Genomic DNA, 23295 nt, shown 5'->3' on the forward strand with positions numbered 1-23295 from the left:
CCTTGCTTGCGGCATGAGGCAGTGTCAGGCGTCCGGCACCCGTAACGGCTGTGAAAACGCCTTGCGCCGGCGCGCGCTATCGGGCAAACCGGCGTTCCTTTCGCGATTTTTCCCGCCCCGGGGTCTTCCATGTCCGCACAGGTTTCGCCGCTCGCGCCGAAGAAATATCCCAAGATGCCGGCCATCGAGGGCGCACGCATCGCCACCGCCGAGGCAGGCATAAAATACAAGAACCGCACCGACCTGCTGGCCATGGTGTTCGACGCCGGCACCTCCGTCGCCGGCGTGTTCACCAGGTCGAAATGCCCGTCGGCGCCGGTCGACTTCTGCCGGCAGAATCTCACGGCGGGCAAGGCGCGGGTGCTGGTCGTCAATTCCGGCAATGCCAATGCCTTTACCGGCCAGAAAGGCCGCGCCTCGACGGCACTCACGGGCGAGGCGGCGGCGAAGGCTGCCGGCTGCACCGCGGGCGAGGTGTTTCTGGCCTCGACCGGCGTCATCGGCGAACCGCTCGACACCGGCAAGTTCAGCCATCTGCTGGCCGGGCTGGTCAAGGACGGCAGGCCGGAATTGTGGACCGAGGCCGCCAAGGCGATCATGACCACGGATACCTACCCCAAACTGGCGACCGCAACGGTCAAGCTCGGCGATGCCGATGTCACCATCAACGGCATCGCCAAGGGCGCCGGCATGATCGCGCCCGACATGGCGACGATGCTTTCCTTCATCGCCACCGATGCGCCGATCGCAGCACCGGTGCTGCAGGATCTTTTGTCGCGCGGCACGGCCAAGACCTTCAACGCGGTGACCGTCGACAGCGACACCTCGACCAGCGACACGCTGCTGATCTTCGCCACAGGTGCTGCCGCCAGGCGCGGCGCGCCGGCAATTTCCGACCCCAAGGATGCGCGCCTCGGTGCGTTCCGCCGTGCCCTCGGCAAGGTGCTGAAATCGCTGGCACTGCAGGTGGTGCGCGACGGCGAGGGCGCCCGCAAGCAGGTCGAGGTCACCGTCACCGGGGCCAAATCGGCCCGCTCGGCCAAGCGCATCGCGCTGTCGATCGCCAATTCGCCGCTGGTCAAGACGGCAGTCGCCGGCGAGGACGCCAATTGGGGCCGTGTCGTCATGGCCGTCGGCAAGGCCGGTGAACCGGCCGACCGCGACCTTTTGTCGATCTGGTTCGGCGACAACCGTCTGGCGCATCAGGGCGAGCGCGACGCGGCCTATTCCGAAGAGGCGACTTCGGCGTATATGAAGCGCGACGAGATCCGCATCCGCGCCGATATCGGCATCGGCCGCGGCAAGGCGACGGTGTGGACCTGCGATCTCACCAAGGAATATGTCGCCATCAATGGCGATTATCGGAGCTGATGACGTTGGCTTCCAGACATCCGGCAAGCGTGTTGGCGATCGTGCGCCGCTATGAGGCGGCGGGCTTTCGCGCCTGGCCTGCGGCCGCCGTCCATTATGACGGCACCTGGGTGGTGCGGCTGACGGCCGGCCATCCGGCCAAGCGGCTGAATTCGGTCAATCCGCTCGATCCGGGCGACATCCAGCACATTGCCGAGCGCATCGGTCGCGCCAGCCGCCGCTTCGACGCCTATGGCAGGCCGCTGACCTTTCGCATCTCGCCGCTGTCGGGGCCTGATCTTTCAAAGTACCTCGACAGCGAGGGCTGGAGCACATTCGCCGAGTCGCTGGTCATGCGGCTGCCGCTGGCGGACGCCGCGCTCGACGATGCCATGGACCAGATTCCGTTGAAGGACATCAGCCGTTTCATCGGCGCGGCGCTCAAGGTGAGCGGTTCGGATGTGTCGCTGCGGCCAGGCCTGTCGGAAATCGTCGGCGCCATCCAGCCGGAGGCCGGGCTGTTTGCGCTGGAGGACGGCAGCGAGCCGCTGGCAACGTTGATCTGCGTGCATGACGGCGACCTTGCCGGACTGTTCGAGATCGCCACCGACAGATCGGTGCGCAACCAAGGCCATGGCCGCCACCTCATCCGGTCGGCGCTGAAATGGGCGCGGTTGCGCGGGGCGCGGGAAGCCTGGCTGCAAGTCGAGGCGGACAACGCGCCGGCGCTGGCGCTTTACCGCTCGCTCGGATTCGACGAAGTCTATCGCTATCACTATCGCCGGCCATCCGGCGCATGAGCGGTTCGAGCACGGTCGGCAAGCGCCTGCTCCTGGTCGCCGCGTGCGCGCTGGTCGATGCCGACGGACGCGTGCTTTTGGCGCAGCGGCCCGAAGGCAAGCAGCTCGCCGGCCTGTGGGAGTTTCCGGGCGGCAAGGTCGAGCCCGGCGAGACGCCGGAACAATGCCTGATCCGCGAACTGTACGAGGAGATCGGCATCGAGACCGATATCCCTTGCCTGGCGCCGCTGACCTTTGCCAGCCATTCCTACGATGATTTTCACCTGCTGATGCCGCTGTTCGTCTGCCGTCGCTTCCGCGGCATTGCGCAGCCGAAGGAAGGGCAGGTGCTGAAATGGGTGCGGCCGCGCCAGATGCGCGATTTTCCAATGCCGCCGGCCGATGCCCCGCTGATCCAGTTCCTCATCGATCTGCTGTAACGGTCGACCTCCTGTAAACCGGGCATCTCCGCGACGCGATATCAGCAGCGTTAATGAAAGATTTATCTGGCCGTGAAAAATTGACACAAGGCGGTTACCCGATTCCACCGCTGGGGAGCGATTGCATGAGCCTCGACAAGGACTGGGACTCGCCTTGGCCCGACCGCCTTCCTGGCGCCGCTAATGCGGGCATGGGAATATTGCGCATCACCCTGCTGTTCGGCTCGGCCGCGGTGGCTCTGGCCTTGATCGCGACACCCTACCTCGACAGCCGAACCCGGTCGCAATCTGCCCGCGATAGCTTTACCAGCGGTCTTGACACGATGAGCACCGGCTCGATCGGCAAGCGCGACAGCTACACGCTGCGCAAGAGTGTGCTGCAGCCGCTGCCCAGTTCGATCTGTATGATACGCACCAATGGCAGAAGCAGCGGCGACTGCTGACGTTCGTCGACAGATCTCGAGAATGCAGCTGTTTCACTGCCCGTTAAGCCTGTCGCGTTAACCTTTCTTAAGGGGTCGACGCTAGGTTGCGGCAAGAGGGATCGGCGCCCATGAAAATCTTGCTGCAACGATTTTTAGAAGACGAGAGGGGTGCGACGGCTATCGAATATGGTCTGATCGTTGCCGTGCTGTCGCTTGCCATTGTCACTGGCATCGGCCGGGCTGCCGGCGCGATCGAGTGGCTGTTCAGCGACAATAGCAGCAGGCTTGCCAACGCTTTTGCGCAGTAATCCGCTTACGGGCCGCCGGGATTTTCCAGGATCGTCTTCAGCGATATTTTTGCGGAGCCCGGCTTCAGCGGCTTTTGCTGAGAGGCATCGGGCGCCCAGCCTGACATCCAGACCATCGAGAAACTCGCCCTGACGCGGCCATCGGCGTCCGAAAACCGCTCCGCATAGATTTCGGCGGCGCGCGCGAACAGCGCTCGCGTGCCCGGCCGTCTGCTGCGGTCGATGAGCGCGCTGGTCTCGCCCATGGCGCGCAGATCGGCGATCAGGCCAAACAGAGAATCGTAGCGCACGGTGATCGTCTCGACGTCGGCAACCGGTAGCGCCAGACCGGCGCGCTGCAGGAGCGCGCCGGCGTCGCGGACGTCGGTGAACGGGATGACACGCGGGCTGGCGCCGCCGTAGAGCTCGGTCTCGGCCGCAAGCAGGCTTTCGCGCATTTCGGAAAGCGTCCCAGTGCCGGCGAATGCGCCGAGGAAAAGCCCGTCCGGCTTCAGCGCCCGGCGGATCTGCACCAGCATGCCGGGAATGTCGTTCATCGCCTGCAGCGACAGCAGCGACACCGCAAGATCGAGGCTTTCCGGCTCGAATGGCACGGTTTCCGGCGGCGCCACCAGTCCCGACCGGCCATCCAGGAAAGCGGCGTCGGCCTCCACGCGCACGATTTCCGTCACCTTCCCGCTTTCGGCGAGCACCTCGACTGCTGCCGGCGTCTGGCAAAACAATGAGGCTGCGTTGCCGAACCTACGCTCGACGGCGCCGAGCCGGTCGGCAAGATCCTCGGCCGCCCGCCGCATGAGGAAATCCGCCCCGGCGATGGGACGGGCCAGTGCGCGGCGCTTGCGCGCCAGCCAGAGCGAAGTGTCGATTACAGGCTGCAATGGGCAGGTCCTTGTTCTTCGCTCTCTGATATAGTGATGCGGAGGACCAACCACGTGGCCGATCCGATGCCAGAGATCAAGCGTATTGCGATCAAGAGCATTGCCCGAAAGGCATTGGGCTGGCCGGCGCGCCATTTGTTCCCGCCGGTCTGCGCCGGCTGCCGTCGCCATGTCTCGCAGCCGGGCGTATTGTGCGGCGCCTGCTGGCCGAAACTCAGGCTGCTGGAACGGCCGTGGTGCCCGGTGATGGGCACGCCGTTCACCCACAATATGGGCGAGGGGTTCCTGTCGGCAGAGGCAATAGCCGACCAGCCCCCTTCGAGCGCGCGCGGGCGGCGGTCGCCTATTCCGGCGTTGCCCGCCAGATGGTGCAAGGGCTGAAATACCAGGACCGCACCGATCTGGCGCCGTGGATGGCGCGCTGGATGCTTCGCGCCGGTGCCGAGCTCGTCGCCGAGGCCGACGTGATCGTACCGGTGCCGCTGCACCGGCGACGTTTCTTCAGGCGGCAGTTCAACCAGTCGGCGGAACTGGCGCGGGCGGTGGCGCAGCTCGGGGATCGGCCTTTCGCGCCTTCTGCCATCAAGCGCGTAAAACTCACGCGCCAGCAGGTCGGGCTGGAGCGGCCGGAACGCGAGGAAAATGTCCGCGCCGCATTCAAAGTGCCGGATGAGGCGGAGATCGAAATCGCCGGCCGCCGGGTGCTGCTGATCGACGACGTCTACACCACCGGCGCCACCGTCCGCGCGGTCGCCAAGGCGTTGAAGAAGGGCGGTGCCGGCGCGGTCGACGTACTGACCTTCGCACGCGTGCTGCCAGGGGACTTTCGGGCAGACGAATCGGCGCCTATATAGCCTATATGACAGCGGAACGAGGCAGGATTGCTGACCGATGGTCGATGTGACGATCTACACGCGGATGATGTGCGGCTATTGCACGGCGGCCAAGCGGCTGCTCGACAGGAAGGGTGTCGCCTATACCGAGCACGATGCCTCCTTCTCGCCGGAACTGCGTCAGGAAATGATCTCCCGCGCCCACGGCCGTTCCACCTTTCCGCAGATATTCGTCGGCGGTACGCATGTCGGCGGCTCCGACGATCTCCACGAATTGGAGGCGGAAGGACGGCTGGACAAATTGCTCGCCAACGGCTCGACCAGATAAGGACATGACCATGGGTGCTTTCAAGGCGGCGGCGATCCAGATGCGTTCGGGAACCAGCCCGGAGCGCAATGCGGTCGATCTGGAACGGCTGGTGCGCGAGGCGGCAGGCCTTGGCGCGACCTATATCCAGACCCCGGAAATGACCGGCGCGCTGATCCGCGACAGCCAAGCACGGGCCGCCTCGTTCACCTCCGAGGACAAGGACATCATCGTCTCGACGTCGCGGAAGCTGGCCAAAGAGCTCGGCATCTTCCTGCATATCGGCTCGACCGCCATTCTGCGCGCCGACGGCAAGCTCGCCAACCGCGCGCTTTTGTTCGGGCCGGACGGCGCAATCCTTGCCGTCTATGACAAGATCCATATGTTCGACGTCGATCTAGACAATGGCGAGAGCTGGCGCGAATCCGCCGCTTATGAGCCGGGGACGGAAGCCGTCGTCACCGAAATCGAGGCTGCGAAGCTTGGCTTCGCGGTTTGCTACGATCTGCGCTTTCCGCAACTGTTCCGCGCCGAGGCGCTGGCCGGCGCCGATCTGCTTTCGGTGCCCGCCGCCTTCACCCGCCAGACCGGAGAAGCGCATTGGCATGTGCTGCTCAGGGCGCGCGCCATCGAGAACGGCGCCTATGTCGTTGCCGCCGCGCAAGGCGGATTGCACGAGGACGGCCGCGAAACCTATGGCCATTCGCTGATCGTCGATCCCTGGGGGCGCGTCATCGCCGAGGCGGCGCATGACGAGCCGGCGGTGATCGTCGCCGAAATCGACCCGGCGCAGTCCGTCGCCGCGCGCAAGAAGATACCGAACCTCAAGAACGCACGCGATTTTGCGGTCAACGCCGGTTCGGCGGAGGCGCCGCGTCTTAGGGGTGCTGCCTCTTGATCCGCTTTTCCCTGATCTGCGAGCATGAGCACGAATTCGAAGCCTGGTTCCGCAGTAACGACGATTTCGACACCCAGAAGAAGCGCGGCTTCGTCGACTGCCCGACCTGCGGCTCGCACAAGGTCGAGAAGGCGCTGATGGCGCCCGCCGTCTCGACCGGGCGCAGCCAGGAAAAGATCGCGCTGGCCATGGGCGAGGCGCAAAAGCAGGCGCTGGCCCAGCTCAAGGCGATGGCGGAGAAGGTGCGCGAAAACGCCGATTATGTCGGCGACAAATTTGCCGAGGAAGCGCGCAAGATCCATTTCGGCGAAAGCGATCCGCGCGGCATCTATGGCGAGGCGACGCTGGAGGAGGCCAAGAGCCTCGCCGAGGACGGCGTCGAGTTCTTGCCGATTCCAAGCTTTCCCGACGACCGCAACTGATCCGTCAACTTGCTCCGGACATAACGAGGCATCTCTCCGCCAGGCAGCGCCATGATCGTGAAGGTCGGCGCCGCCGCCAGCGACAGCCGACCGGGGGCGCCGCGGGCGGCGATGCTGCCGTCCCCTGCACAAGCGCTCGCAGTTTCAGGCCGAGCAGCAAGGATGGGCCTCGCGGGTAATCGTTTCGCTCCTTCTTTCATGCCTACTGCTTGACGGGCTTGCTTCCGCATATGCTGCAAACTGGGCGTTCAAGCGCCTTGACCGCACTGTTGCGCCAGCCTTCCGCCACGGACTCCGACATGGGATCGGGGAAGATTTCCTCCTCGCCGTTCTCCACTCCGTCCAGGATTGCCCGTGCGACAGACTCCGGAGAGGCCTTCGCTATGTCCAGACCCCGTGTCATGTCTGTGTCTACCGGGCCAGGAAGGACCCTGTGGACGCTGACACCCCGTCCGGCCAAGAGGGTGCGCAACGACTGTGACAGGGAGAATGAGGCCGCCTTCGAGACCGAGTAAGCCGGACTGAACGGCACGGCGGCAATCGAGGCCAGCGACAGAATGTTGACGATCGCTCCCCGGGACCGAGCCAGCAACGGCAGCAGAGCCTGAGTCACATCATACGAGCCGAAGAGATTTACGGCGAGCTGTTGTTCGAGCACACGACGGTCGCTGAGGTCATCGAAGGGCGATACGCCGGCGTTGTTGATGAGGATATCGAGAGCATCGATCTTCTCGACGGCTTCCCGGATCTGCGCAGCGTTCGTTACATCCATGGCCAGGGACGTAACACGCCGATCCGAGTGGGCCAGGGGTTTGCGGGTTGCGGCAAAGACGCGCTTCGCGCCTCTGCTCAGGGCTTCCTCGACCAGTGCCCGACCGATGCCCCGATTGGCTCCAGTTACCAGGATAGTTGTACCTTCGATTTTCATTGCGTCTCTCCTAGTGCTTATCGTTGCGTTCGAACTCAGTGCACAATCGCGGCGCAACTCAGGTTGGCTACAGTGGCCGTTCTCGCTACGACTGGGTTGGTGAGATGGACTTAGCGCCGGATATCGAAGCCATGGGAGTGACAAGTGTGACGGGATTCCGATGGACTCGCTGATCACGGCCGCGGCGTACGCGCTCGCGGCGGGCGATCCGCTCGGCGCCTTGAAGCGGGTTGCGCTGCGTGACGACGCGCCGGCGCTTGCGCTCAGAGGCATCGCGATGGCGCAGCTTGGTGACCTGGTTCGAGCGAAGGTTCTCCTCAAGAGGGCGGCGCGCGCATTCAGCCCGAGGGAGGCCGTGGCCCGCGCGAGGTGTGTCGTCGCCGAGGCCGAGATCGCGCTCGTCTCGCGCGACCTCACCTGGCCGGCCAAGGCACTCGACGCCGCGCGGGCGACGCTTGAAAAGCATGGCGACCGCGTCAACGCCGCGCATGCGCGCAACCTCGAGGTTCGGCGCCTGCTCTTGATCGGCCATCTCGACGAAGCCGAGCGCAGGCTGGACGGCTTTGATCCCTCGCCGCTGCCACCCGCATCGCGGGCCGCCCACGAACTGGCTGTCGCCGGCATCGCCATCCGCCGCTTGCGGACCGGTCCTGCGCGCGCCGCACTTGGCGTGGCGGCGCGGGCGGCGCGCGCGGCCGGCATTCCCGCGCTGATCGCGGAGGTGGAGAGCGCAGCGCTGGTGCTGGACACGCCGGCGGCACGCCTTATCGCCCGTGGCGAGGAACGGCCCCTCCTGCTCGACGAGGTCGAAGCGCTCCTGGCGTCGGAGGCGCTCGTGGTGGATGCATGCCGCAATGTCGTGCGGGTCGCTGACACTGTCGTCTCGCTGGCGACCCGCCCGGTGCTGTTCGCGCTGGCCCGTGCGCTGGGCGAAGCCTGGCCGGGGGACGTGGCAAGATCGACGCTTATCGCGCGCGCTTTCCGGGGAAAGGACGCGGACGAATCACATCGCGCACGGTTACGGGTCGAAGTCGGGCGGCTTCGCGCGGAGCTTCGGAGCTTGGCCGATGTGAGCGCGACGAAGCGGGGCTTTGCGCTGGCGCCGCGCCGCGCCGGCGAGGTCGTCGTGCTGGCGCCGCCCGTCGAGGACGATCATGCCGCGGTGCTCGCTTTCCTCGCCGACGGCGAGTCTTGGTCGAGTTCGGCCCTGGCGATTGCGCTTGGCGCCAGTTCGCGTACCGTGCAGCGGGCGCTCGAGCAGCTCGCCCAGGCCGGCAATGTGCAGTCGTTCGGCCGCGGGCGAGCGCGTCGCTGGATGACCCCGCCGGTGCCGGGTTTCCCGACAATCTTGTTACTCCCCGGTCCACTGCCGGGCTACTAGGATACAATCATGGAACGATCCGCAGCCGAAATCCTCCGAGAATACGGGCCCTTTCCGGGTGTCGACCACGTGGACGGCGTTACCTTCGACGGCGAGCATGTCTGGTTTGCGTCAGGCGACAGATTGAATGCCTTCGATCCAGCGAGCGGCAAAGTGGTGCGCTCGATCGATGTCGCGGCACACGCTGGGACGGCCTTCGACGGCCAGCACCTCTATCAGATCGCCGAGGATCGCATCCAGAAGATCGATCCGAAGACTGGCCAGGTGCTGGCGACGATCCCGGCGCCCGGCAATGGCGGTGACTCCGGGCTCGCCTGGGCCGAAGGAACGCTCTGGGTCGGGCAGCATCGGGGCCGAAAGATTCATCAGGTCGATCCCGAGACAGGGGCAATCCTTCGCACCATCGTTTCCAATCGCGTCGTCACCGGGGTCAGCTGGGTCGACGGCGAACTGTGGCATGGCACCTGGGAGGGTGAGGAGAGTGATGTTAGGCGGATCGATCCTGAAACGGGAAAGGTCCTGGAGAAGCTCGATATGCCGCCGGGAACAGGCGTGTCAGGGCTCGAATCCGATGGCGGCGACCAGTTTTTTTGTGGCGGCGGCAACAGCGGCAAGGTCAGAGCCGTTCGCCGGCCCAAGCGAGGTTCCGCGACCAGGATTTGAGCTTTCCACCCTCTCGGCCGGCCCTCTTGGCCGGTTGGGTTAGCCTAGGCTCGCGATCAATTTTTCGAGCAGGCGTGCCAGCATGATCTGTTCTGGGCGTGCCAGGCCTGAAAGTATCTGGTGCTCGTTGGCAACGTGCGCGGCGATTGCCTCGTCGATCAACGCCAGACCTTTTTCGGTCAGCTGCACGACAATCCCGCGCCGATCGTTCGGATGCGGCCCGCGCAGAATCAAGCCGGATTTCTCGAGCCGATCGAGGCGGTTGGTCATCGCGCCCGACGTCACCATCGTCGCCTCGTACAGAGCCGTCGGCGTCAGCGCGTATGGAGACCCGGAACGACGCAGCGTCGCCAGCACATCGAATTCTCCGGATTGCAGTCCGTAACGTGCAAACAGCGGCGCCAGCCGCTCTCGCGCGATCAGCGAGGCGGCCTCGTTCAACCGTCCGAGCACGGCCATCGGCGAGACATCGAGATCCGGCCGTTCCTTTTTCCATTGCTCGATCGCTTTTGCTGCGCGATCCATGTCTCTCACCGTTATGTATCTCAACGTGAAGAATCTTTCTATTATCTTACCTCAGCTTGTGGTATTGGCCAAGGGCCGCGAACAGGCGACGGGACGGTGCGATGAAATTTCTCTGGGACTCGGCGCTTGGCCTTCTAGTCGTCACCGGCGGACTGCTCGGCCTGACGCTGCCGTTCGGCAAAATCGCGACGGCGGCCGGCGTCCCCGCCATGATCTGGGCCTTCGTCATCTCGCTCGGTGCCGGCGGCGTGCTTTTGTGCGCATTGCTGCTCAACGGGCAGCGCATCCGGCTTACGCCGCACAGGCTGCGCTATTTCTTGGTCACTGCGGCCGTCTCCTACGCTATCCCCAATCTGCTGATGTTTTCGGCCATTCCGCATCTGGGCGCCGGCTACAGCGGCATCATGTTCACGCTGTCGCCGGTCGTCACGCTGGTGTTCTCGATGCTGCTCGGGGTCAGGCGCCCCACCACGCTGGGCGTCGTCGGCATTGCCGTCGGTTTCGTCGGGGCGGTCATGGTGGCGGTAACGCGCGGCGAAGCGGGCCAGCCAGCCGAATTTTTCTGGGTTGCGATGGGCCTGCTCATCCCCGTCAGCCTTGCCGCCGGCAACATCTACCGCACCATCGACTGGCCCGAAGGCACCGGCCCGATCGAGCTTGCCGTCGGCAGCCATCTGGCAGCGGCCGCGATGCTGCTTGCCGGCATTCTGGTTCTGCTGGGCGGCAACGCATTCGGCTCGCTCGGCAGCGTGCCGCTGGTCGCTGCAGCACAGGCGGCATCGGCCTCGGCGATGTTCGCCTTCTTCTTCCGGCTGCAAGCGGTCGGCGGCCCGGTCTATCTCAGCCAGATCGGCTATGTGGCGGCTGCGGTCGGGCTGTTTGCCGGGACGCTCTTCCTCGACGAGCGCTATCAATTGCTGACCTGGGCTGGTGCCGTCATCATCACCGCCGGCGTGTTCATCACCACCAAGGCGCAAAGCCAGAAGGCGTAAGTTTCAGACGGATGCCTTCTCCGCCAGCACCATGTAGTTGACGTCCATGTCCTTCGACCGCTGCCAGCGGTCGGCGAGCGGGTTATAGGTGACGCCGGTGCGGTCGATGACGGTCAGGCTGGCGCCGGCAAGCGCCTTTTCGAGCTCCTCGGGGCGCACCAGCTTGCCGAACTGGTGGGTGCCGCGGGGCAGCCAGCGCAGTACATATTCGGCGCCGATGATAGCCAGGCCAAGAGCCTTCAGCGTGCGGTTGATGGTGGCGACGAACATGATGCCGCCAGGCTTGACCATCTCGCCGCATTTGGCCACGAACAGGTCGATGTCGGCGACATGCTCGACCACTTCCATGTTGAGGATGACATCGAATTTTTCGCCGGCGTCGGCCAGGTCTTCCGCGGTCGTGGCGCGGTAATCAACGCTCACGCCGACTTCCGCCGCATGCAGTTTTGCTACCTCGATATTGGTGGCGGAGGCATCGGCGCCGACCACTTCGGCGCCAAGCCGCGCCATCGGCTCGCACAAAAGCCCGCCGCCGCAGCCGATGTCGAGGAAGCGCAGGCCTTCGAACGGCCGTGCCGCACGCGGATCGCGGCCAAAGCGGGCCGCCACCTGGTCACGGACATAGGCAAGCCGGATCGGGTTGAACTTATGCAACGGGCGGAACTTGCCGTTGGGGTTCCACCATTCGGCGGCAAGGGCGGAAAAGCGTTCCACCTCTCCGGCATCGATCGTCGATCGTCGGGGCTCTGGCATGGCGTGGTCTCCTCGGACGCTAGGAAGTCGGGCGCGAGGCTGCGAATGTCAAGGCGCGAAATTCACGGCCTGACTGCGCGTAGCCTGTGATGCCCGCCAGCGTTGCGTTTTCGCCAGCTGCATTTATGTCAGCACATGTCAGTTGACGGTGTGCCGGAAGGAAACACCCATGCTCTGGCGGACGAAGCAGAGACATCGTGTTCGAAGGGAGTGGACAATGATGCAAACGGTAGCTTCCATTCTTTGGTGCCGGCTCGATCTCGAAGGCCACGACGCTTGCCTGCTGTCGGAATCGGGCTCGGGGCGGAACCTCAGGGGACATGCGCTTTTCGTCCAGGACGGCAAACCGTGCAGCATCGCCTACGAGGTGGACTGCGATGCCGGCTGGCATACACGATCGGCGCGCGCCGACGGCTTTCTCGGCACGCAAGAGCTGCATTGCCAGATCGAACTGCTTGCCGGCGGCCAATGGACGCTGAACGGCAAACGCCAAGTGGAAGTCGACGGTCTCATCGATGTCGATCTCGGCTTCACGCCCGCTACGAACCTTTTGGCGCTCCGCCGTTTTGCCCTCGATGTCGGCACGGCGACGCCCGCCCCGACAGCCTATCTGACATTTCCCGAACTCAGGCTCGTTCGCCAGAACAGACCTATCAGCGCGTCGATGCGGCACACTACGCCTATGCCGCCCCGCTGTTCGGCTACAATGAGATGCTGGAGGTCTCGCCGGTTGGCTTCGTCGTCGACTATCCGCGCCTGTGGAGAGGCACAGCACAGCTGGGCTGAAGCGAGCAGCATTTGCCAAGAAGTAGCGCAGGCGCGATGCTGCGCTCGTGTGTCGCCCAGGCGGCAGCGGCAGCACGCCTTGCGAAACCGCGATCATTTGGCTAAGGAGGCCGCGCATTGAGCGTCCGGCCCCGGTCGGACGCATTTTCCGCTTTTCGGCCTTCGGTCCGGCATTCATTCAAAGGCATTTCGCTTCCATGGCGCGCATCGTGATGAAATTCGGCGGAACGTCCGTCGCCGACATCGCCCGCATCCGCAATGTGGCGCGTCATGTCAAACGCGAGGTCGACGCCGGCCATGAGGTCGCCGTCGTGGTCTCGGCAATGGCCGGCAAGACCAACGAACTCGTGCAATGGACGCGCGAGGCCTCGCCCATGCACGATGCGCGCGAATATGACGCCGTCGTCGCCGCCGGCGAGCAGGTCACCGCCGGCTTGCTGGCGATCGCGCTGCAGAATATCGGCGTGCATGCCCGTTCCTGGCAGGGCTGGCAGATCCCGATCAAGACCGACAACGCGCATGGCGCGGCGCGCATTCTCGACATCGACGGCGCGTTCTTGATCAAGCGCTTCGGCGAAGGCCAGGTGGCGGTGGTTGCCGGGTTCCAGGGCATCGGGCCGGACAATCGGATCGCGACGCTCGGTCGTGGCGGCTCCGATACCAGCGCAGTCGCCATCGCGGCGGCGGTCAAGGCCGATCGTTGCGACATCTACACCGACGTCGACGGGGTCTATACGACCGATCCGCGCATCGAGCCGAAGGCGCGGCGGCTGGCCAAGATTTCGTTTGAGGAAATGCTCGAAATGGCCTCGCTCGGCGCCAAGGTCCTGCAGGTGCGCTCGGTCGAGCTTGCCATGGTGCACAGGGTGCGTACTTTCGTGCGGTCGTCCTTCGACGATCCCGACGCACCAGGAATGGGGGATTTGCTTAATCCGCCGGGAACGCTTATTTGCGACGAGGAAGAGATCGTGGAACAGCAGGTCGTCACCGGAATTGCCTACGCCAAGGACGAGGCGCAGATTTCGTTGCGCCGCGTCGGCGATCGGCCGGGCGTCGCCGCCGGCATTTTCGGGCCGCTGGCCGAGGCCAACATCAATGTCGACATGATCGTCCAGAACATCTCCGAGGACGGCAAGTTCACCGACATGACCTTCACCGTGCCATCCGGCGACGTCGACAAGGCGCTTGCCGTGCTGGAGCGGCTGAAGGCGACGATCGGCTATGACGTGGTGCAATCGGAAGCCGGCATGTCGAAGGTTTCGGTCATCGGCATCGGCATGCGCAGCCATGCCGGCGTCGCCGCCACCGCCTTCAAGGCGCTGGCCGACAGGTCGATCAACATCCGTGCCATCACAACGTCCGAAATCAAGATTTCGATCCTGATCGACGGTCCCTATACGGAACTTGCAGTTCGCACTTTGCATTCCGTCTACGGTCTGGATAAGCAGTAGCAGACTGCATCGGCCCCGAAATCGGAGTCGATTTTCGGAAAGCACGATGCAGCAGATCGAAAGTCTTAGAGCGTCCTTTGTGCGTCCAATTGGACGCACAGCGCTCTAATTGAGTTGTTGCGTGAGCGCCGGCCGCAGGAGAAACTGCGCCGGCTGACATGCCATTGGAGAAGAAGCCGCGATGCGTGATACGGCCAGTGGCCCGCGCGTTTTGCTGAAACGGCTCCGCGAGCTCATGCAAGAGCCGCTGGAGCCGCAGGAGCGGCTTGACCGCATCGTGCGCGACATCGCCTCCAACATGGTTGCCGAGGTGTGCTCGCTCTATGTGCTGCGCTCTGATTCGGTGCTCGAGCTGTACGCCACTGAAGGCCTGAACCCGACCGCCGTCCACCTGGCGCAGCTCAGGCTGGGGCAAGGCCTGGTCGGCACGATCGCGGCCTCGGCGCGGCCGCTCAACCTCTCCAATGCACAGGAACATCCTGCCTTCGCCTACCTGCCGGAGACCGGGGAAGAAATCTACAATTCCTTCCTCGGCGTGCCGGTGCTGAGGGCAGGGCGGACGCTCGGCGTTCTGGTCGTGCAGAACAAGACCATGCGCCATTATCGCGACGACGAGGTCGAGGCCCTGGAAACGACGGCAATGGTGATCGCCGAGATGATCGCCACGGGCGATCTGGCGCGGCTGACCCGGCCCGGCCTCGAGCTCGATCTGCGCCGTCCGGTGAGCTTTACCGGCCTGTCCTTCAACGAAGGCGTTGGCCTTGGCCATGTGGTGCTGCACGAGCCGCGCATCGTCGTCACCAACCTGTTCAACGAGGACAGCGAGGAGGAGGTCAGGCGGCTCGACACGTCCCTCGGCTCGCTCAGGCTCTCCATCGACGACATGCTGGAGCGCCGCGATGTCGCCTTCGAGGGCGAGCATCGCCAGGTGCTCGAAGCCTATCGCATGTTCGCCAACGACCGCGGCTGGGTGCGCCGGCTGGAGGAGGCGATCCGCAACGGCCTGACGGCCGAAGCGGCGGTCGAAAAGGTGCAGAGCGACATGCGTGCCCGCATGCTGCACATGACCGATCCGTATCTGCGCGAGCGGATGAGCGATTTCGACGATCTTGCCAACCGGCTGTTGCGGCAGCTGATGGGGCGCGGTCCGGAGGACGTCGCGGCCTCGCTGCCCAAGGACGCCATCATCGTCGCCCGCTCGATGGGGGCTGCCGAGCTGCTCGACTATCCCAGAGACAAGCTGCGCGGACTGGTGCTGGAAGACGGCGCGGCGACCAGCCACGTCGTCATCGTGGCGCGGGCCATGGGCATACCCGTCGCCGGCCAGATGAAGGGCGCCGTTTCCATGGCGGAAAACGGCGATGCCATCATCGTCGATGGCGTGGAAGGCGCGATCCATCTGCGCCCGCAGCCCGACCTCGAAGCCGCCTATGCCGAAAAGGTTCGTTTCCGGGCGCGGCGTCAGGAGGTCTACCGCGAGCTGCGCAAGAAGCCGTCGGTGACCAAGGACGGCGTCCAGGTCGATCTTCTGATGAATGCCGGGCTGGCGGTCGATCTGCCGCAACTGGCCGAAGCGGGTGCGGCCGGCATAGGCCTGTTCCGCACCGAGCTGCAATTCATGGTCGCTTCGACCTTTCCGCGCGCCGAAGCCCAGGAACGCTTGTACCGTGACGTGCTCGAGGCGGCGCGCGACAAGCCGGTGACGTTCCGCACCATCGATATCGGCGGCGACAAGGTGCTGCCCTATTTCAAGGGCTCGATCCAGGAAGAGAACCCCGCGCTCGGCTGGCGGGCCATCCGCCTGACGCTCGACCGGCCTGGCCTGCTGCGCACCCAGATCCGCGCGCTGCTCAAGGCGTGCGGCGGGCGCGAACTGAAGCTGATGCTGCCAATGGTGACGGAACTCGGCGAGATCGCGCAGGCGCGCGAGATCATCGATCGCGAGGTGCGGCATTTGTCGCGCTTTGCCCATCACCTGCCGACCAGCCTCAAGGTCGGGGCGATGCTGGAGGTGCCGTCTCTGCTGTTCCAGCTCGACGAGCTGATGAAGGCGGTCGATTTCGTCTCGGTCGGCTCGAACGACCTGTTCCAGTTCGTCATGGCGGTGGATCGCGGCAACACCCAACTGTCCGACCGCTTCGACACGCTGTCGACGCCGTTCCTGCGCGTCCTGAAGCAGATTGCCGACGCCGGGGCTCGCAACCATACGCCGGTGACCTTGTGCGGCGAACTCGCCGGCAAGCCGATCTCGGCGATGGCGCTGATCGGCCTTGGCTACCGCTCGATCTCAATGTCGCCGGCATCGATCGGCCCGGTCAAGGCGATGCTGACGGAACTGCCGCTCAGCGAGCTGGAAGCGTTCTTCGACGACAATCTGATGGCGCCGGCGCAAGGCTTGCCGATGCGGGCCCTGCTGCAGGCCTTTGCCGACGACCGATCTATACCGCTATAGCATTTGGCCATGATCAACCTGCCCCGCGACCGTATGGATCAAGTCGTCAAGCGTCTCGACATGCTCGAGGCGCAGATGTCGGCCGGGCCGGCGGCGGACGCCTATGTCCGGATGGCCTCCGAATATGCCGACATCCAGGAGATGGCGGCAAGGATCAGGTCGCTGCGCGCCGCCGAGCGCGAACAGGCCGATCTGGAGGCGATGCTCGCCGACAAGGGCACCGACGCCGAGATGCGGGCCTTGGCCGAGGCCGATCTGCCGGAGGTCAAGGATCGAATCGAGGCGCTGCAGAAGGACATCCAGATCCTGCTGTTGCCCAAGGATGCCGCAGACGACAAGAACGCCATCCTCGAAATCCGCGCTGGCACCGGCGGCGACGAGGCGGCGCTTTTCGCCGGCGACCTGTTTCGCATGTACGAACGCTATGCCGCGGCGCATGGCTGGCGTTTCGAGACGGCGTCGGCCAGCGAGGGCGAGGTCGGCGGCTATAAGGAAATCATCGCCACCGTCTCGGGCAAGGGCGTCTTTGCCCATCTGAAATTCGAATCCGGCGTGCACCGCGTTCAGCGCGTGCCGACGACTGAGGCGGGCGGGCGCATCCATACCTCGGCGGCGACGGTCGCGGTGCTGCCGGAAGCCGAAGAGGTCGATATCGACATCAGGGCCGAAGACATTCGCATCGACACGATGCGCGCCTCGGGTTCCGGCGGCCAGCACGTCAACACCACCGATTCGGCCGTGCGCATCACCCATCTGCCGACCGGCATAATGGTGGTGCAGGCGGAAAAGTCGCAACACCAGAACCGGGCGAAGGCCATGCAGATCCTGCGCGCCAGGCTCTACGACCTCGAGCGCGGCAAGGCGGACGAGGAGCGCTCCGAATCGCGCAAGTCGCAGGTCGGCTCGGGCGACCGCTCGGAACGCATCCGCACCTATAATTTTCCGCAAGGGCGCGTCACCGACCATCGCATCAACCTGACGCTCTATAAGCTCGACCGGGTGTTGATGGGCGAGCTCGACGAGATCATCGACGCGCTGATCGCCGATCACCAGTCGAAGCTGCTCGCCGATATCGGTATCGATGGCTGACAGCCTGCCCGGCACGCTGGCCTCACTGTTGCGGGAGGCGCGAAACCGTCTTGCCGCATCCGGGGTTGCGGATCCGGCGCTCGATGCCAGGCTGATCGTCGAGCATTTTTCCGGCACGACCCGCACGCAAGCCATCGCCGATCCCGAGCGAACGGTCGATGCGGGCGTGACGGCAGCGATCGATGCCGCCTTGCGACGGCGCATCGCCGGCGAGCCGGTGCACCGCATCCTCGGCTACCGCGAATTCTACGGCTTGCGCCTGTCGCTTTCGCCGGAAACGCTGGAGCCGCGGCCGGATACCGAAACGCTGGTCGAGGCGGTGCTGCCCTTCGTCAAGGCAATGGCGGCACGCGAAGGCGGCTGCCGCATCCTCGATCTCGGGACCGGTACCGGTGCCATCGCGCTGGCGCTGCTCAGCGCCGTTCCAGCCGCGACCGCCACCGGCGTCGACATTTCGCAAGAGGCGCTGGCCACCGCCACGCGCAATGCCAGGGAAGTGGGGCTCGCCGGCCGGTTCACGGCGCTCAAATCCGACTGGTTTGAAAAAGTTTCTGGCCGGTACCATGTAATTGCCGCAAACCCTCCCTATATACCCTCAGACGACATTGGAAATCTGCAGGACGAGGTCCGCGGTTTCGATCCACGCCAGGCCCTTGATGGCGGTGTGGACGGTCTGAGCCCCTACAGGAAGATCGCCGCAGGAGCGGCAGCGTATTTGGAACTCCAAGGCAGGATTGCGGTCGAGATCGGCCATACGCAGCACCAACAGGTTACGGAGATATTCTCCGCAGCTGGGTACTGTTCGGTCGGGGTGTTTCGTGATCTCGGCGGAAACGACAGGGTTCTTGTGTTCGAACGGTGAAACCCGTGATGCAGTGCGAAAAAAGCGCTTGGCAATACCGGGGAATGCGGCTAGGGTCGCCTTAACCGGATGAGACGAAGCAGGCAGTGCTCTTAGCGATTCGGTTTTCCTTGGAAATAGCTGCCTTCTTGCGCAAACGACGCCCAAGCTTCGTGCGGGAATCGTCCGGCAAGTGAAGTAACCGGAACAGGATGGCACGTGGCGCCAACGCAATCGATGCGGGCGAACGCCGGTGAAGGAACGAAACGGCTGGCCGCATGAGCGCCTCCGTTCGTGAAGAGTTTTTCGAAAATTTCAAAGTGAAGAGAGTCTAATGAGGCCACAACAGCAAAACAGGCGCATGCGCGGTCGCAACAATAACGGCGGCGGCGGCGGCAACAACAATAACAACAACCGTAAGGGGCCGAATCCCCTGACGCGCAACTACGAGAGCAACGGCCCGGACGTGAAGATCCGCGGATCGGCTCAGCAGATTGCCGAGAAGTACGCGACCCTTGCCCGTGACGCGCAAAGCTCCGGGGACCGGGTGATGGCAGAAAACTATCTCCAGCATGCAGAGCACTATAACCGCATCATCGCAGCCGCTCAGGCGCAGATGCCGATCCAGAACGCCCAGCAGAATCGCGACGATTTCGACGATGACGGCGACGAGGATCGCGACGAGTTTGACAATGCCGGCAACAACAATGCCAACGAGGCATCGGGTTCGACGGTCAATCAAGGTGCCGGCCCGCAGCCGGTCATCGATGGCACGCCGGCCGAGCTGGCTCTGAACCAGGAAAACAGCCGCGACAACCGAGGCCGCGATAACCGTGACAATAACGGCCGCGACAACAATGGCGGACGCCAGCGCGACCGTCGCCCCAATGGCGGTTACGGCCAGCGCGGCGAGTATGGCTCGCGCGGCGAGCAGCAGGGTGGACAGCGCGTCGAACAGCCACGGCGCGACGAGGCGCCGGCGCAGGCGGAGCCCGTGCCTGCCGCTGAGCCGGTCTTTGTAAGCGAGCCCGCACCGCAATTCGAAAACTTTTCGCCGGCGGGTCTCGCCGCCCAGGCCGAGCTCAACGAAGCCGCTGCCGAAAACAGCCCCGCACGCCGCCCCAGGCGTCCGCGTCGCCCACGCGTCGATGTCGAGCAGGCAAATGGCGGCAACGACAACGCCGGCCCTGACAGTGCCGAGACTGGCAATGCCGATGCGGCGCCGGCTGAAGGCGCTGGCGGTCAACCTATTATTGCCGACGTCGAGAATTGATCGAAGAAACGTTCAGGCGATCTTAGCGCATCCTTTACCCTAGACGGCGGAGAGAAATCTCCGCCGTTTTTGTTTGCGCGCTCGGGATATTATGCGTTCGCCAGTGTCGAGGCGTCTTGAGGGTCCGTGGTTTGCGTCCCATATCTTGCGTGTACAGGATCCGGCTCGAACGGGCGGGTCCGTCACCGCAATCTGATCCGGTGCCGCGAAGCGGGCCGGTGACGGAAGGAGACAGGCATGAATCTTGAAAAATATTCCGAGCGCGTGCGCGGTTTTATCCAGTCCGCGCAAACCATGGCGCTTTCCCGCAATCACCAGCAATTCACCCCCGAGCATATCCTCAAGGTCCTTGTCGATGACGACGAGGGCCTGGCTGCGTCGCTGATCGAGCGCGCCGGCGGCAATGGCCGTGACGTCAAGCTCGGCGTCGAAACGGCACTGGAGGCAATGCCCAAGGTCGAGGGCGGCAATGGCCAGCTCTATCTCGCGCAGCCGCTGGCCAAGGTGTTCTCGACCGCCGAGGAACTGGCCACGAAGGCCGGTGACAGCTTCGTCACCGTCGAACGGCTTTTGCAGGCGCTCGCCATGGAAAAATCGGCCAAGACTGCCGGCATCCTGGCCAAGGCCGGTGTCACGCCGCAGGCGCTGAATCAGGTCATCAACGACGTACGCAAGGGTCGTACCGCCGATTCTGCGAGCGCCGAGCAGGGCTATGACGCGCTGAAGAAATACGCGCGCGACCTGACGGCGGACGCCCGCGCGGGCAAGCTCGATCCGGTCATCGGCCGTGACGACGAGATCCGCCGCACCATCCAGGTGCTGTCGCGCCGCACCAAGAACAACCCGGTGCTGATCGGCGAACCCGGTGTCGGCAAGACGGCGATCGCCGAAGGGCTGGCGCTGCGCATCGTCAATGGCGACGTGCCGGAATCGCTCAAGGACAAGCAGCTGATGGCGCTCGACATGGGGTCGCTGATTGCCGGCGCCAAATATCGCGGCGAGTTCGAGGAGCGGCTGAAGGCGGTGCTTTCCGAAGTCACGTCTGCCGCCGGCGGCATCATCCTGTTCATCGACGAGATGCACACGCTGGTCGGCGCCGGCAAGGCGGATGGCGCCATGGATGCGTCGAACCTGCTGAAGCCGGCCCTGGCACGCGGCGAACTGCACTGCGTCGGCGCCACCACGCTCGACGAATACCGCAAGCATGTCGAGAAGGATGCGGCCCTTGCCCGCCGCTTCCAGCCGGTCTTCGTCAATGAGCCGACAGTCGAAGACACCGTCTCGATCCTGCGCGGCCTGAAGGAGAAATACGAGCAGCACCACAAGGTACGCATCTCGGATTCGGCGCTGGTCGCGGCCGCAACGCTGTCCAACCGCTACATCGCCGACCGCTTCTTGCCGGACAAGGCAATCGATCTCGTCGACGAGGCCGCGTCGCGGCTCAGGATGCAGGTCGATTCGAAGCCCGAGGCGCTGGACGAGATCGACCGTCGCATCATGCAGCTCAAGATCGAGCGCGAGGCGCTGAAGGTCGAGAAGGACGATGCGTCGAAGGACCGGCTCGCCCGGCTCGAGAAGGAGCTCTCGAACCTGGAGGAGGAATCGACGGAGCTGACCTCGAAATGGCAGGCCGAGAAGCAGAAGCTCGGGCTTGCCGCCGACCTCAAGAAGCAGCTCGACGAAGCGCGCAACGAACTTGCCATCGCTCAGCGCAAGGGTGAATTCCAGCGCGCCGGCGAACTTGCCTATGGCAAGATTCCGGAACTCGAAAAGCAGTTGAAGCAGGCCGAAGCCAGGGATGGCAAGGCCGGCATGGTCGAAGAAGTGGTCGGCCCCGATCACGTCGCCCATATCGTCTCGCGCTGGACGGGCATCCCGGTCGACAAGATGCTGGAAGGCGAGCGCGACAAGCTGTTGCGCATGGAAGACGAGGTCGGCAAGCGCGTGGTCGGCCAGGGCGAGGCGGTGCAGGCGGTGTCGAAAGCGGTACGCCGTGCGCGCGCCGGCCTGCAGGACCCGAACCGGCCGCTCGGCTCGTTCATGTTCCTCGGGCCGACGGGCGTCGGCAAGACCGAACTGACGAAGGCGCTGGCCAGCTTCCTGTTCGACGACGAGAGCGCCATGGTGCGCATCGACATGTCGGAGTTCATGGAGAAGCACTCGGTCGCCCGGCTGATCGGCGCGCCTCCCGGCTATGTCGGCTATGAGGAGGGCGGCGCGCTGACCGAAGCGATACGGCGCCGGCCCTATCAGGTCGTGCTGTTCGACGAGATCGAGAAGGCACATCCGGACGTGTTCAACGTGCTGCTGCAGGTGCTGGACGACGGCCGGCTGACCGACGGGCAGGGCCGCACGGTCGACTTCCGCAACACGCTGATCATCATGACGTCCAATCTCGGCGGCGAATATCTGGTCAATCTCGGCGAGGACCAGGATGTCGACGTCGTGCGCGACGAGGTGATGAATGTCGTCAGGGCTTCGTTCCGGCCGGAATTCCTCAACCGCATCGACGAGGTGATCCTGTTCCACCGGCTGCGCCGGCAGGATATGGATCGTATCGTCGAGATCCAGCTCAAGCGCCTGGAAAACCTGCTTGTCGACCGCAAGATCGCGCTTTCGCTCGATCAGGAGGCGATCGATTGGCTGGCGGCCAAGGGCTATGACCCTGCCTATGGCGCGCGGCCGCTGAAGCGGGTGATGCAGAAGGAATTGCAGGACCCGCTGGCGGAAAAGATCCTGCTCGGCGAGATCCTCGACGGCTCGACCGTCAAGGTCACCGCTGGGTCCGACCGCTTGAACTTCCGCTCGAAGCCGGCAGTCGTGGCAACCGAAGCGGCTGCCTGACTTTAAGCCGAGAGCCTGTTCCATCCCGATGGAATCGGGATGGGGCTCCTATCTTCTTTTTTGACCATGATCTTTTCCGAAAACCGGCATCCACTTTTTGCTACGCTTCGGTTCGGGATCATGGTCTAACATCACTGGCGGGGCGCAGATGACGCTGGACGACTATAACGGCTTCTGCGCCTCGCTGCCTTCGACGAGCCATGTCGTGCAGTGGGGCGGCGCCCATGTCTGGAAAGTCGGCGGCAAGGTCTTTGCGATCGGCGGCTGGAGTGAAGGCAAAGAGCCGTTCGTCACCTTCAAATGCTCCGACATCGCCTATGACGTGTTGAGGGAGCAGCCGGGCCTTCGGCCGGCGCCGTATCTTGCCTCACGCGGCATGAAATGGATCCAGCGCCAGACCAGCGAAAGCATGGATGATGGCGCGCTGAAGGATTATCTGCGCGAAAGCCACCGTCTTGTCGTGCTTAAGCTGACGAAACAGGCGCGCAAGGAATTGGGGTTCGCTGCCGGTTGATCGGTCAGAAATCCGCCATCTTCATGCCCGGTTCATATTGGAACATTATCGTTGGCAACTGATTTGCTGGCGAAGAGGGGTTCGCCTACGCGTCGGCCCGAAAATCGAATGCGATTTTCGGAAAGCACGATGCGGAGATTTAAAGCGTTAGAACGTCCTTTGC

General features: G+C 64.2%; 23 protein-coding genes and 1 pseudogene. 20 read left to right on the forward strand and 4 right to left on the reverse strand.

Annotated elements, in window-relative coordinates:
• Nucleotides 1-129 precede the first annotated feature (129 nt).
• The 5 genes from argJ (at nt 130) to NKJ94_RS11285 (ending at nt 3302) form a co-directional block, all read left to right on the forward strand.
• A complete protein-coding gene (argJ, locus tag NKJ94_RS11265; protein WP_352525008.1) occupies nt 130-1371 on the forward strand; it encodes a bifunctional glutamate N-acetyltransferase/amino-acid acetyltransferase ArgJ in 1242 nt (413 codons plus the stop codon).
• Complete coding sequence (locus tag NKJ94_RS11270; RefSeq protein ID WP_352525009.1) at nt 1371-2150, forward strand: GNAT family N-acetyltransferase; 780 nt, start codon at nt 1371-1373, stop codon at nt 2148-2150. Before argJ ends, NKJ94_RS11270 begins: the two co-directional genes overlap by 1 nt.
• Nucleotides 2147-2569, forward strand: a complete 423-nt coding sequence (locus NKJ94_RS11275) for a (deoxy)nucleoside triphosphate pyrophosphohydrolase (RefSeq protein ID WP_352525011.1) — start codon at nt 2147-2149, stop codon at nt 2567-2569. The genes NKJ94_RS11270 and NKJ94_RS11275 overlap by 4 nt, the downstream gene beginning before the upstream one ends.
• Nucleotides 2570-2694: 125 nt before the next feature.
• Nucleotides 2695-3012, forward strand: a complete 318-nt coding sequence (locus NKJ94_RS11280; protein WP_352525012.1) for a hypothetical protein — start codon at nt 2695-2697, stop codon at nt 3010-3012.
• A gap of 110 nt (nt 3013-3122) precedes the next feature.
• On the forward strand, nt 3123-3302 hold the full coding sequence (locus tag NKJ94_RS11285) for a Flp family type IVb pilin (protein ID WP_352525013.1): 180 nt from the start codon (nt 3123-3125) through the stop codon (nt 3300-3302).
• A 5-nt stretch (nt 3303-3307) separates the two neighbouring features.
• On the opposite strand, the gene NKJ94_RS11290 is transcribed toward NKJ94_RS11285, so the two are convergent.
• Nucleotides 3308-4180, reverse strand: a complete 873-nt coding sequence (locus NKJ94_RS11290; RefSeq protein WP_352525014.1) for a class I SAM-dependent methyltransferase — start codon at nt 4178-4180, stop codon at nt 3308-3310.
• Nucleotides 4181-4234: 54 nt separating this feature from the next.
• Between NKJ94_RS11290 and NKJ94_RS11295 the strand changes: the two are divergent.
• The 4 genes and pseudogenes from NKJ94_RS11295 (at nt 4235) to NKJ94_RS11310 (ending at nt 6640) form a co-directional block, all read left to right on the forward strand.
• Nucleotides 4235-5034: pseudogene (locus NKJ94_RS11295) on the forward strand (ComF family protein).
• 37 nt (nt 5035-5071) lie between these two features.
• The gene (gene grxC, locus NKJ94_RS11300) at nt 5072-5341 is read left to right on the forward strand and encodes a glutaredoxin 3 (RefSeq protein WP_352525016.1); all 270 of its coding nucleotides are present in this window, start codon (nt 5072-5074) and stop codon (nt 5339-5341) included.
• 10 nt (nt 5342-5351) lie between these two features.
• Entirely contained in the window at nt 5352-6218 is an 867-nt protein-coding gene (locus NKJ94_RS11305) for a carbon-nitrogen hydrolase family protein (RefSeq protein ID WP_352525018.1), read from the forward strand.
• Complete coding sequence (locus NKJ94_RS11310; protein WP_352525020.1) at nt 6215-6640, forward strand: DUF1178 family protein; 426 nt, start codon at nt 6215-6217, stop codon at nt 6638-6640. The genes NKJ94_RS11305 and NKJ94_RS11310 overlap by 4 nt, the downstream gene beginning before the upstream one ends.
• A 202-nt stretch (nt 6641-6842) precedes the next feature.
• On the opposite strand, the gene NKJ94_RS11315 is transcribed toward NKJ94_RS11310, so the two are convergent.
• Complete coding sequence (locus NKJ94_RS11315) at nt 6843-7568, reverse strand: SDR family NAD(P)-dependent oxidoreductase (protein WP_352525022.1); 726 nt, start codon at nt 7566-7568, stop codon at nt 6843-6845.
• Nucleotides 7569-7728: 160 nt separating this feature from the next.
• Between NKJ94_RS11315 and NKJ94_RS11320 the strand changes: the two genes are divergently transcribed.
• Nucleotides 7729-8949, forward strand: a complete 1221-nt coding sequence (locus tag NKJ94_RS11320; RefSeq protein ID WP_352525023.1) for a helix-turn-helix domain-containing protein — start codon at nt 7729-7731, stop codon at nt 8947-8949.
• Between the two features lie 9 nt (nt 8950-8958).
• A complete protein-coding gene (locus tag NKJ94_RS11325; RefSeq protein ID WP_352525024.1) occupies nt 8959-9612 on the forward strand; it encodes a Vgb family protein in 654 nt (217 codons plus the stop codon).
• A gap of 39 nt (nt 9613-9651) precedes the next feature.
• On the opposite strand, the gene NKJ94_RS11330 is transcribed toward NKJ94_RS11325, so the two are convergent.
• The gene (locus tag NKJ94_RS11330; protein WP_352525026.1) at nt 9652-10137 is read right to left on the reverse strand and encodes a MarR family winged helix-turn-helix transcriptional regulator; all 486 of its coding nucleotides are present in this window, start codon (nt 10135-10137) and stop codon (nt 9652-9654) included.
• A 101-nt stretch (nt 10138-10238) separates the two neighbouring features.
• On the opposite strand from NKJ94_RS11330, the gene NKJ94_RS11335 reads away from it, so the two are divergent.
• Nucleotides 10239-11129 carry a DMT family transporter gene (locus tag NKJ94_RS11335; RefSeq protein ID WP_352525028.1) on the forward strand — a complete coding sequence of 297 codons (891 nt, stop codon included), beginning with the start codon at nt 10239-10241 and terminating at the stop codon, nt 11127-11129.
• A gap of 3 nt (nt 11130-11132) precedes the next feature.
• Here NKJ94_RS11335 and ubiG read toward each other — a convergent pair whose 3' ends face one another.
• Nucleotides 11133-11882 (reverse strand): bifunctional 2-polyprenyl-6-hydroxyphenol methylase/3-demethylubiquinol 3-O-methyltransferase UbiG, encoded by a 750-nt coding sequence (gene ubiG / locus NKJ94_RS11340; protein ID WP_352525029.1) that lies wholly within the window; start codon nt 11880-11882, stop codon nt 11133-11135.
• Nucleotides 11883-12099: 217 nt separating this feature from the next.
• Between ubiG and NKJ94_RS11345 the strand changes: the two genes are divergently transcribed.
• The 8 genes from NKJ94_RS11345 (at nt 12100) to NKJ94_RS11380 (ending at nt 23132) form a co-directional block, all read left to right on the forward strand.
• Nucleotides 12100-12789 (forward strand): putative glycolipid-binding domain-containing protein, encoded by a 690-nt coding sequence (locus NKJ94_RS11345; protein ID WP_352525031.1) that lies wholly within the window; start codon nt 12100-12102, stop codon nt 12787-12789.
• Nucleotides 12790-12865: 76 nt separating this feature from the next.
• Nucleotides 12866-14119: an aspartate kinase gene (locus NKJ94_RS11350; protein WP_352525033.1), complete on the forward strand. Its 1254-nt coding sequence runs from the start codon at nt 12866-12868 to the stop codon at nt 14117-14119.
• Nucleotides 14120-14300: 181 nt separating this feature from the next.
• On the forward strand, nt 14301-16571 hold the full coding sequence (gene ptsP / locus NKJ94_RS11355; RefSeq protein ID WP_352525035.1) for a phosphoenolpyruvate--protein phosphotransferase: 2271 nt from the start codon (nt 14301-14303) through the stop codon (nt 16569-16571).
• A 9-nt stretch (nt 16572-16580) separates the two neighbouring features.
• Entirely contained in the window at nt 16581-17660 is a 1080-nt protein-coding gene (prfA, locus tag NKJ94_RS11360; protein WP_352525037.1) for a peptide chain release factor 1, read from the forward strand.
• Nucleotides 17653-18522 (forward strand): peptide chain release factor N(5)-glutamine methyltransferase, encoded by an 870-nt coding sequence (prmC, locus tag NKJ94_RS11365; RefSeq protein ID WP_352525038.1) that lies wholly within the window; start codon nt 17653-17655, stop codon nt 18520-18522. Before prfA ends, prmC begins: the two co-directional genes overlap by 8 nt.
• Nucleotides 18523-18862: 340 nt before the next feature.
• Nucleotides 18863-19774 carry a DUF4167 domain-containing protein gene (locus NKJ94_RS11370; RefSeq protein WP_352525039.1) on the forward strand — a complete coding sequence of 304 codons (912 nt, stop codon included), beginning with the start codon at nt 18863-18865 and terminating at the stop codon, nt 19772-19774.
• 237 nt (nt 19775-20011) lie between these two features.
• A complete protein-coding gene (gene clpB, locus NKJ94_RS11375) occupies nt 20012-22618 on the forward strand; it encodes an ATP-dependent chaperone ClpB (RefSeq protein WP_352525041.1) in 2607 nt (868 codons plus the stop codon).
• A 148-nt stretch (nt 22619-22766) separates the two neighbouring features.
• The gene (locus NKJ94_RS11380) at nt 22767-23132 is read left to right on the forward strand and encodes an MmcQ/YjbR family DNA-binding protein (RefSeq protein ID WP_352525043.1); all 366 of its coding nucleotides are present in this window, start codon (nt 22767-22769) and stop codon (nt 23130-23132) included.
• Nucleotides 23133-23295 lie beyond the last annotated feature (163 nt).

Origin of the sequence: Mesorhizobium sp. M0060, from assembly GCF_040323155.1 — a bacterium.
Lineage (GTDB): Bacteria > Pseudomonadota > Alphaproteobacteria > Rhizobiales > Rhizobiaceae > Mesorhizobium.

Coding starts and splice junctions, on each gene's coding strand:
- argJ (WP_352525008.1), top strand. CDS start 130: ATGTCCGCACAGGTTTCGCCGCTCGCGCCGAAGAAATATCCCAAGATG.
- NKJ94_RS11270 (WP_352525009.1), top strand. CDS start 1,371: ATGACGTTGGCTTCCAGACATCCGGCAAGCGTGTTGGCGATCGTGCGC.
- NKJ94_RS11275 (WP_352525011.1), top strand. CDS start 2,147: ATGAGCGGTTCGAGCACGGTCGGCAAGCGCCTGCTCCTGGTCGCCGCG.
- NKJ94_RS11280 (WP_352525012.1), top strand. CDS start 2,695: ATGAGCCTCGACAAGGACTGGGACTCGCCTTGGCCCGACCGCCTTCCT.
- NKJ94_RS11285 (WP_352525013.1), top strand. CDS start 3,123: ATGAAAATCTTGCTGCAACGATTTTTAGAAGACGAGAGGGGTGCGACG.
- grxC (WP_352525016.1), top strand. CDS start 5,072: ATGGTCGATGTGACGATCTACACGCGGATGATGTGCGGCTATTGCACG.
- NKJ94_RS11305 (WP_352525018.1), top strand. CDS start 5,352: ATGGGTGCTTTCAAGGCGGCGGCGATCCAGATGCGTTCGGGAACCAGC.
- NKJ94_RS11315 (WP_352525022.1), bottom strand. CDS start 7,568: ATGAAAATCGAAGGTACAACTATCCTGGTAACTGGAGCCAATCGGGGC.
- NKJ94_RS11320 (WP_352525023.1), top strand. CDS start 7,729: ATGGACTCGCTGATCACGGCCGCGGCGTACGCGCTCGCGGCGGGCGAT.
- NKJ94_RS11325 (WP_352525024.1), top strand. CDS start 8,959: ATGGAACGATCCGCAGCCGAAATCCTCCGAGAATACGGGCCCTTTCCG.
- NKJ94_RS11330 (WP_352525026.1), bottom strand. CDS start 10,137: ATGGATCGCGCAGCAAAAGCGATCGAGCAATGGAAAAAGGAACGGCCG.
- NKJ94_RS11335 (WP_352525028.1), top strand. CDS start 10,239: ATGAAATTTCTCTGGGACTCGGCGCTTGGCCTTCTAGTCGTCACCGGC.
- ubiG (WP_352525029.1), bottom strand. CDS start 11,882: ATGCCAGAGCCCCGACGATCGACGATCGATGCCGGAGAGGTGGAACGC.
- NKJ94_RS11345 (WP_352525031.1), top strand. CDS start 12,100: ATGATGCAAACGGTAGCTTCCATTCTTTGGTGCCGGCTCGATCTCGAA.
- NKJ94_RS11350 (WP_352525033.1), top strand. CDS start 12,866: ATGGCGCGCATCGTGATGAAATTCGGCGGAACGTCCGTCGCCGACATC.
- ptsP (WP_352525035.1), top strand. CDS start 14,301: ATGCGTGATACGGCCAGTGGCCCGCGCGTTTTGCTGAAACGGCTCCGC.
- prfA (WP_352525037.1), top strand. CDS start 16,581: ATGATCAACCTGCCCCGCGACCGTATGGATCAAGTCGTCAAGCGTCTC.
- prmC (WP_352525038.1), top strand. CDS start 17,653: ATGGCTGACAGCCTGCCCGGCACGCTGGCCTCACTGTTGCGGGAGGCG.
- NKJ94_RS11370 (WP_352525039.1), top strand. CDS start 18,863: ATGCGCGGTCGCAACAATAACGGCGGCGGCGGCGGCAACAACAATAAC.
- clpB (WP_352525041.1), top strand. CDS start 20,012: ATGAATCTTGAAAAATATTCCGAGCGCGTGCGCGGTTTTATCCAGTCC.
- NKJ94_RS11380 (WP_352525043.1), top strand. CDS start 22,767: ATGACGCTGGACGACTATAACGGCTTCTGCGCCTCGCTGCCTTCGACG.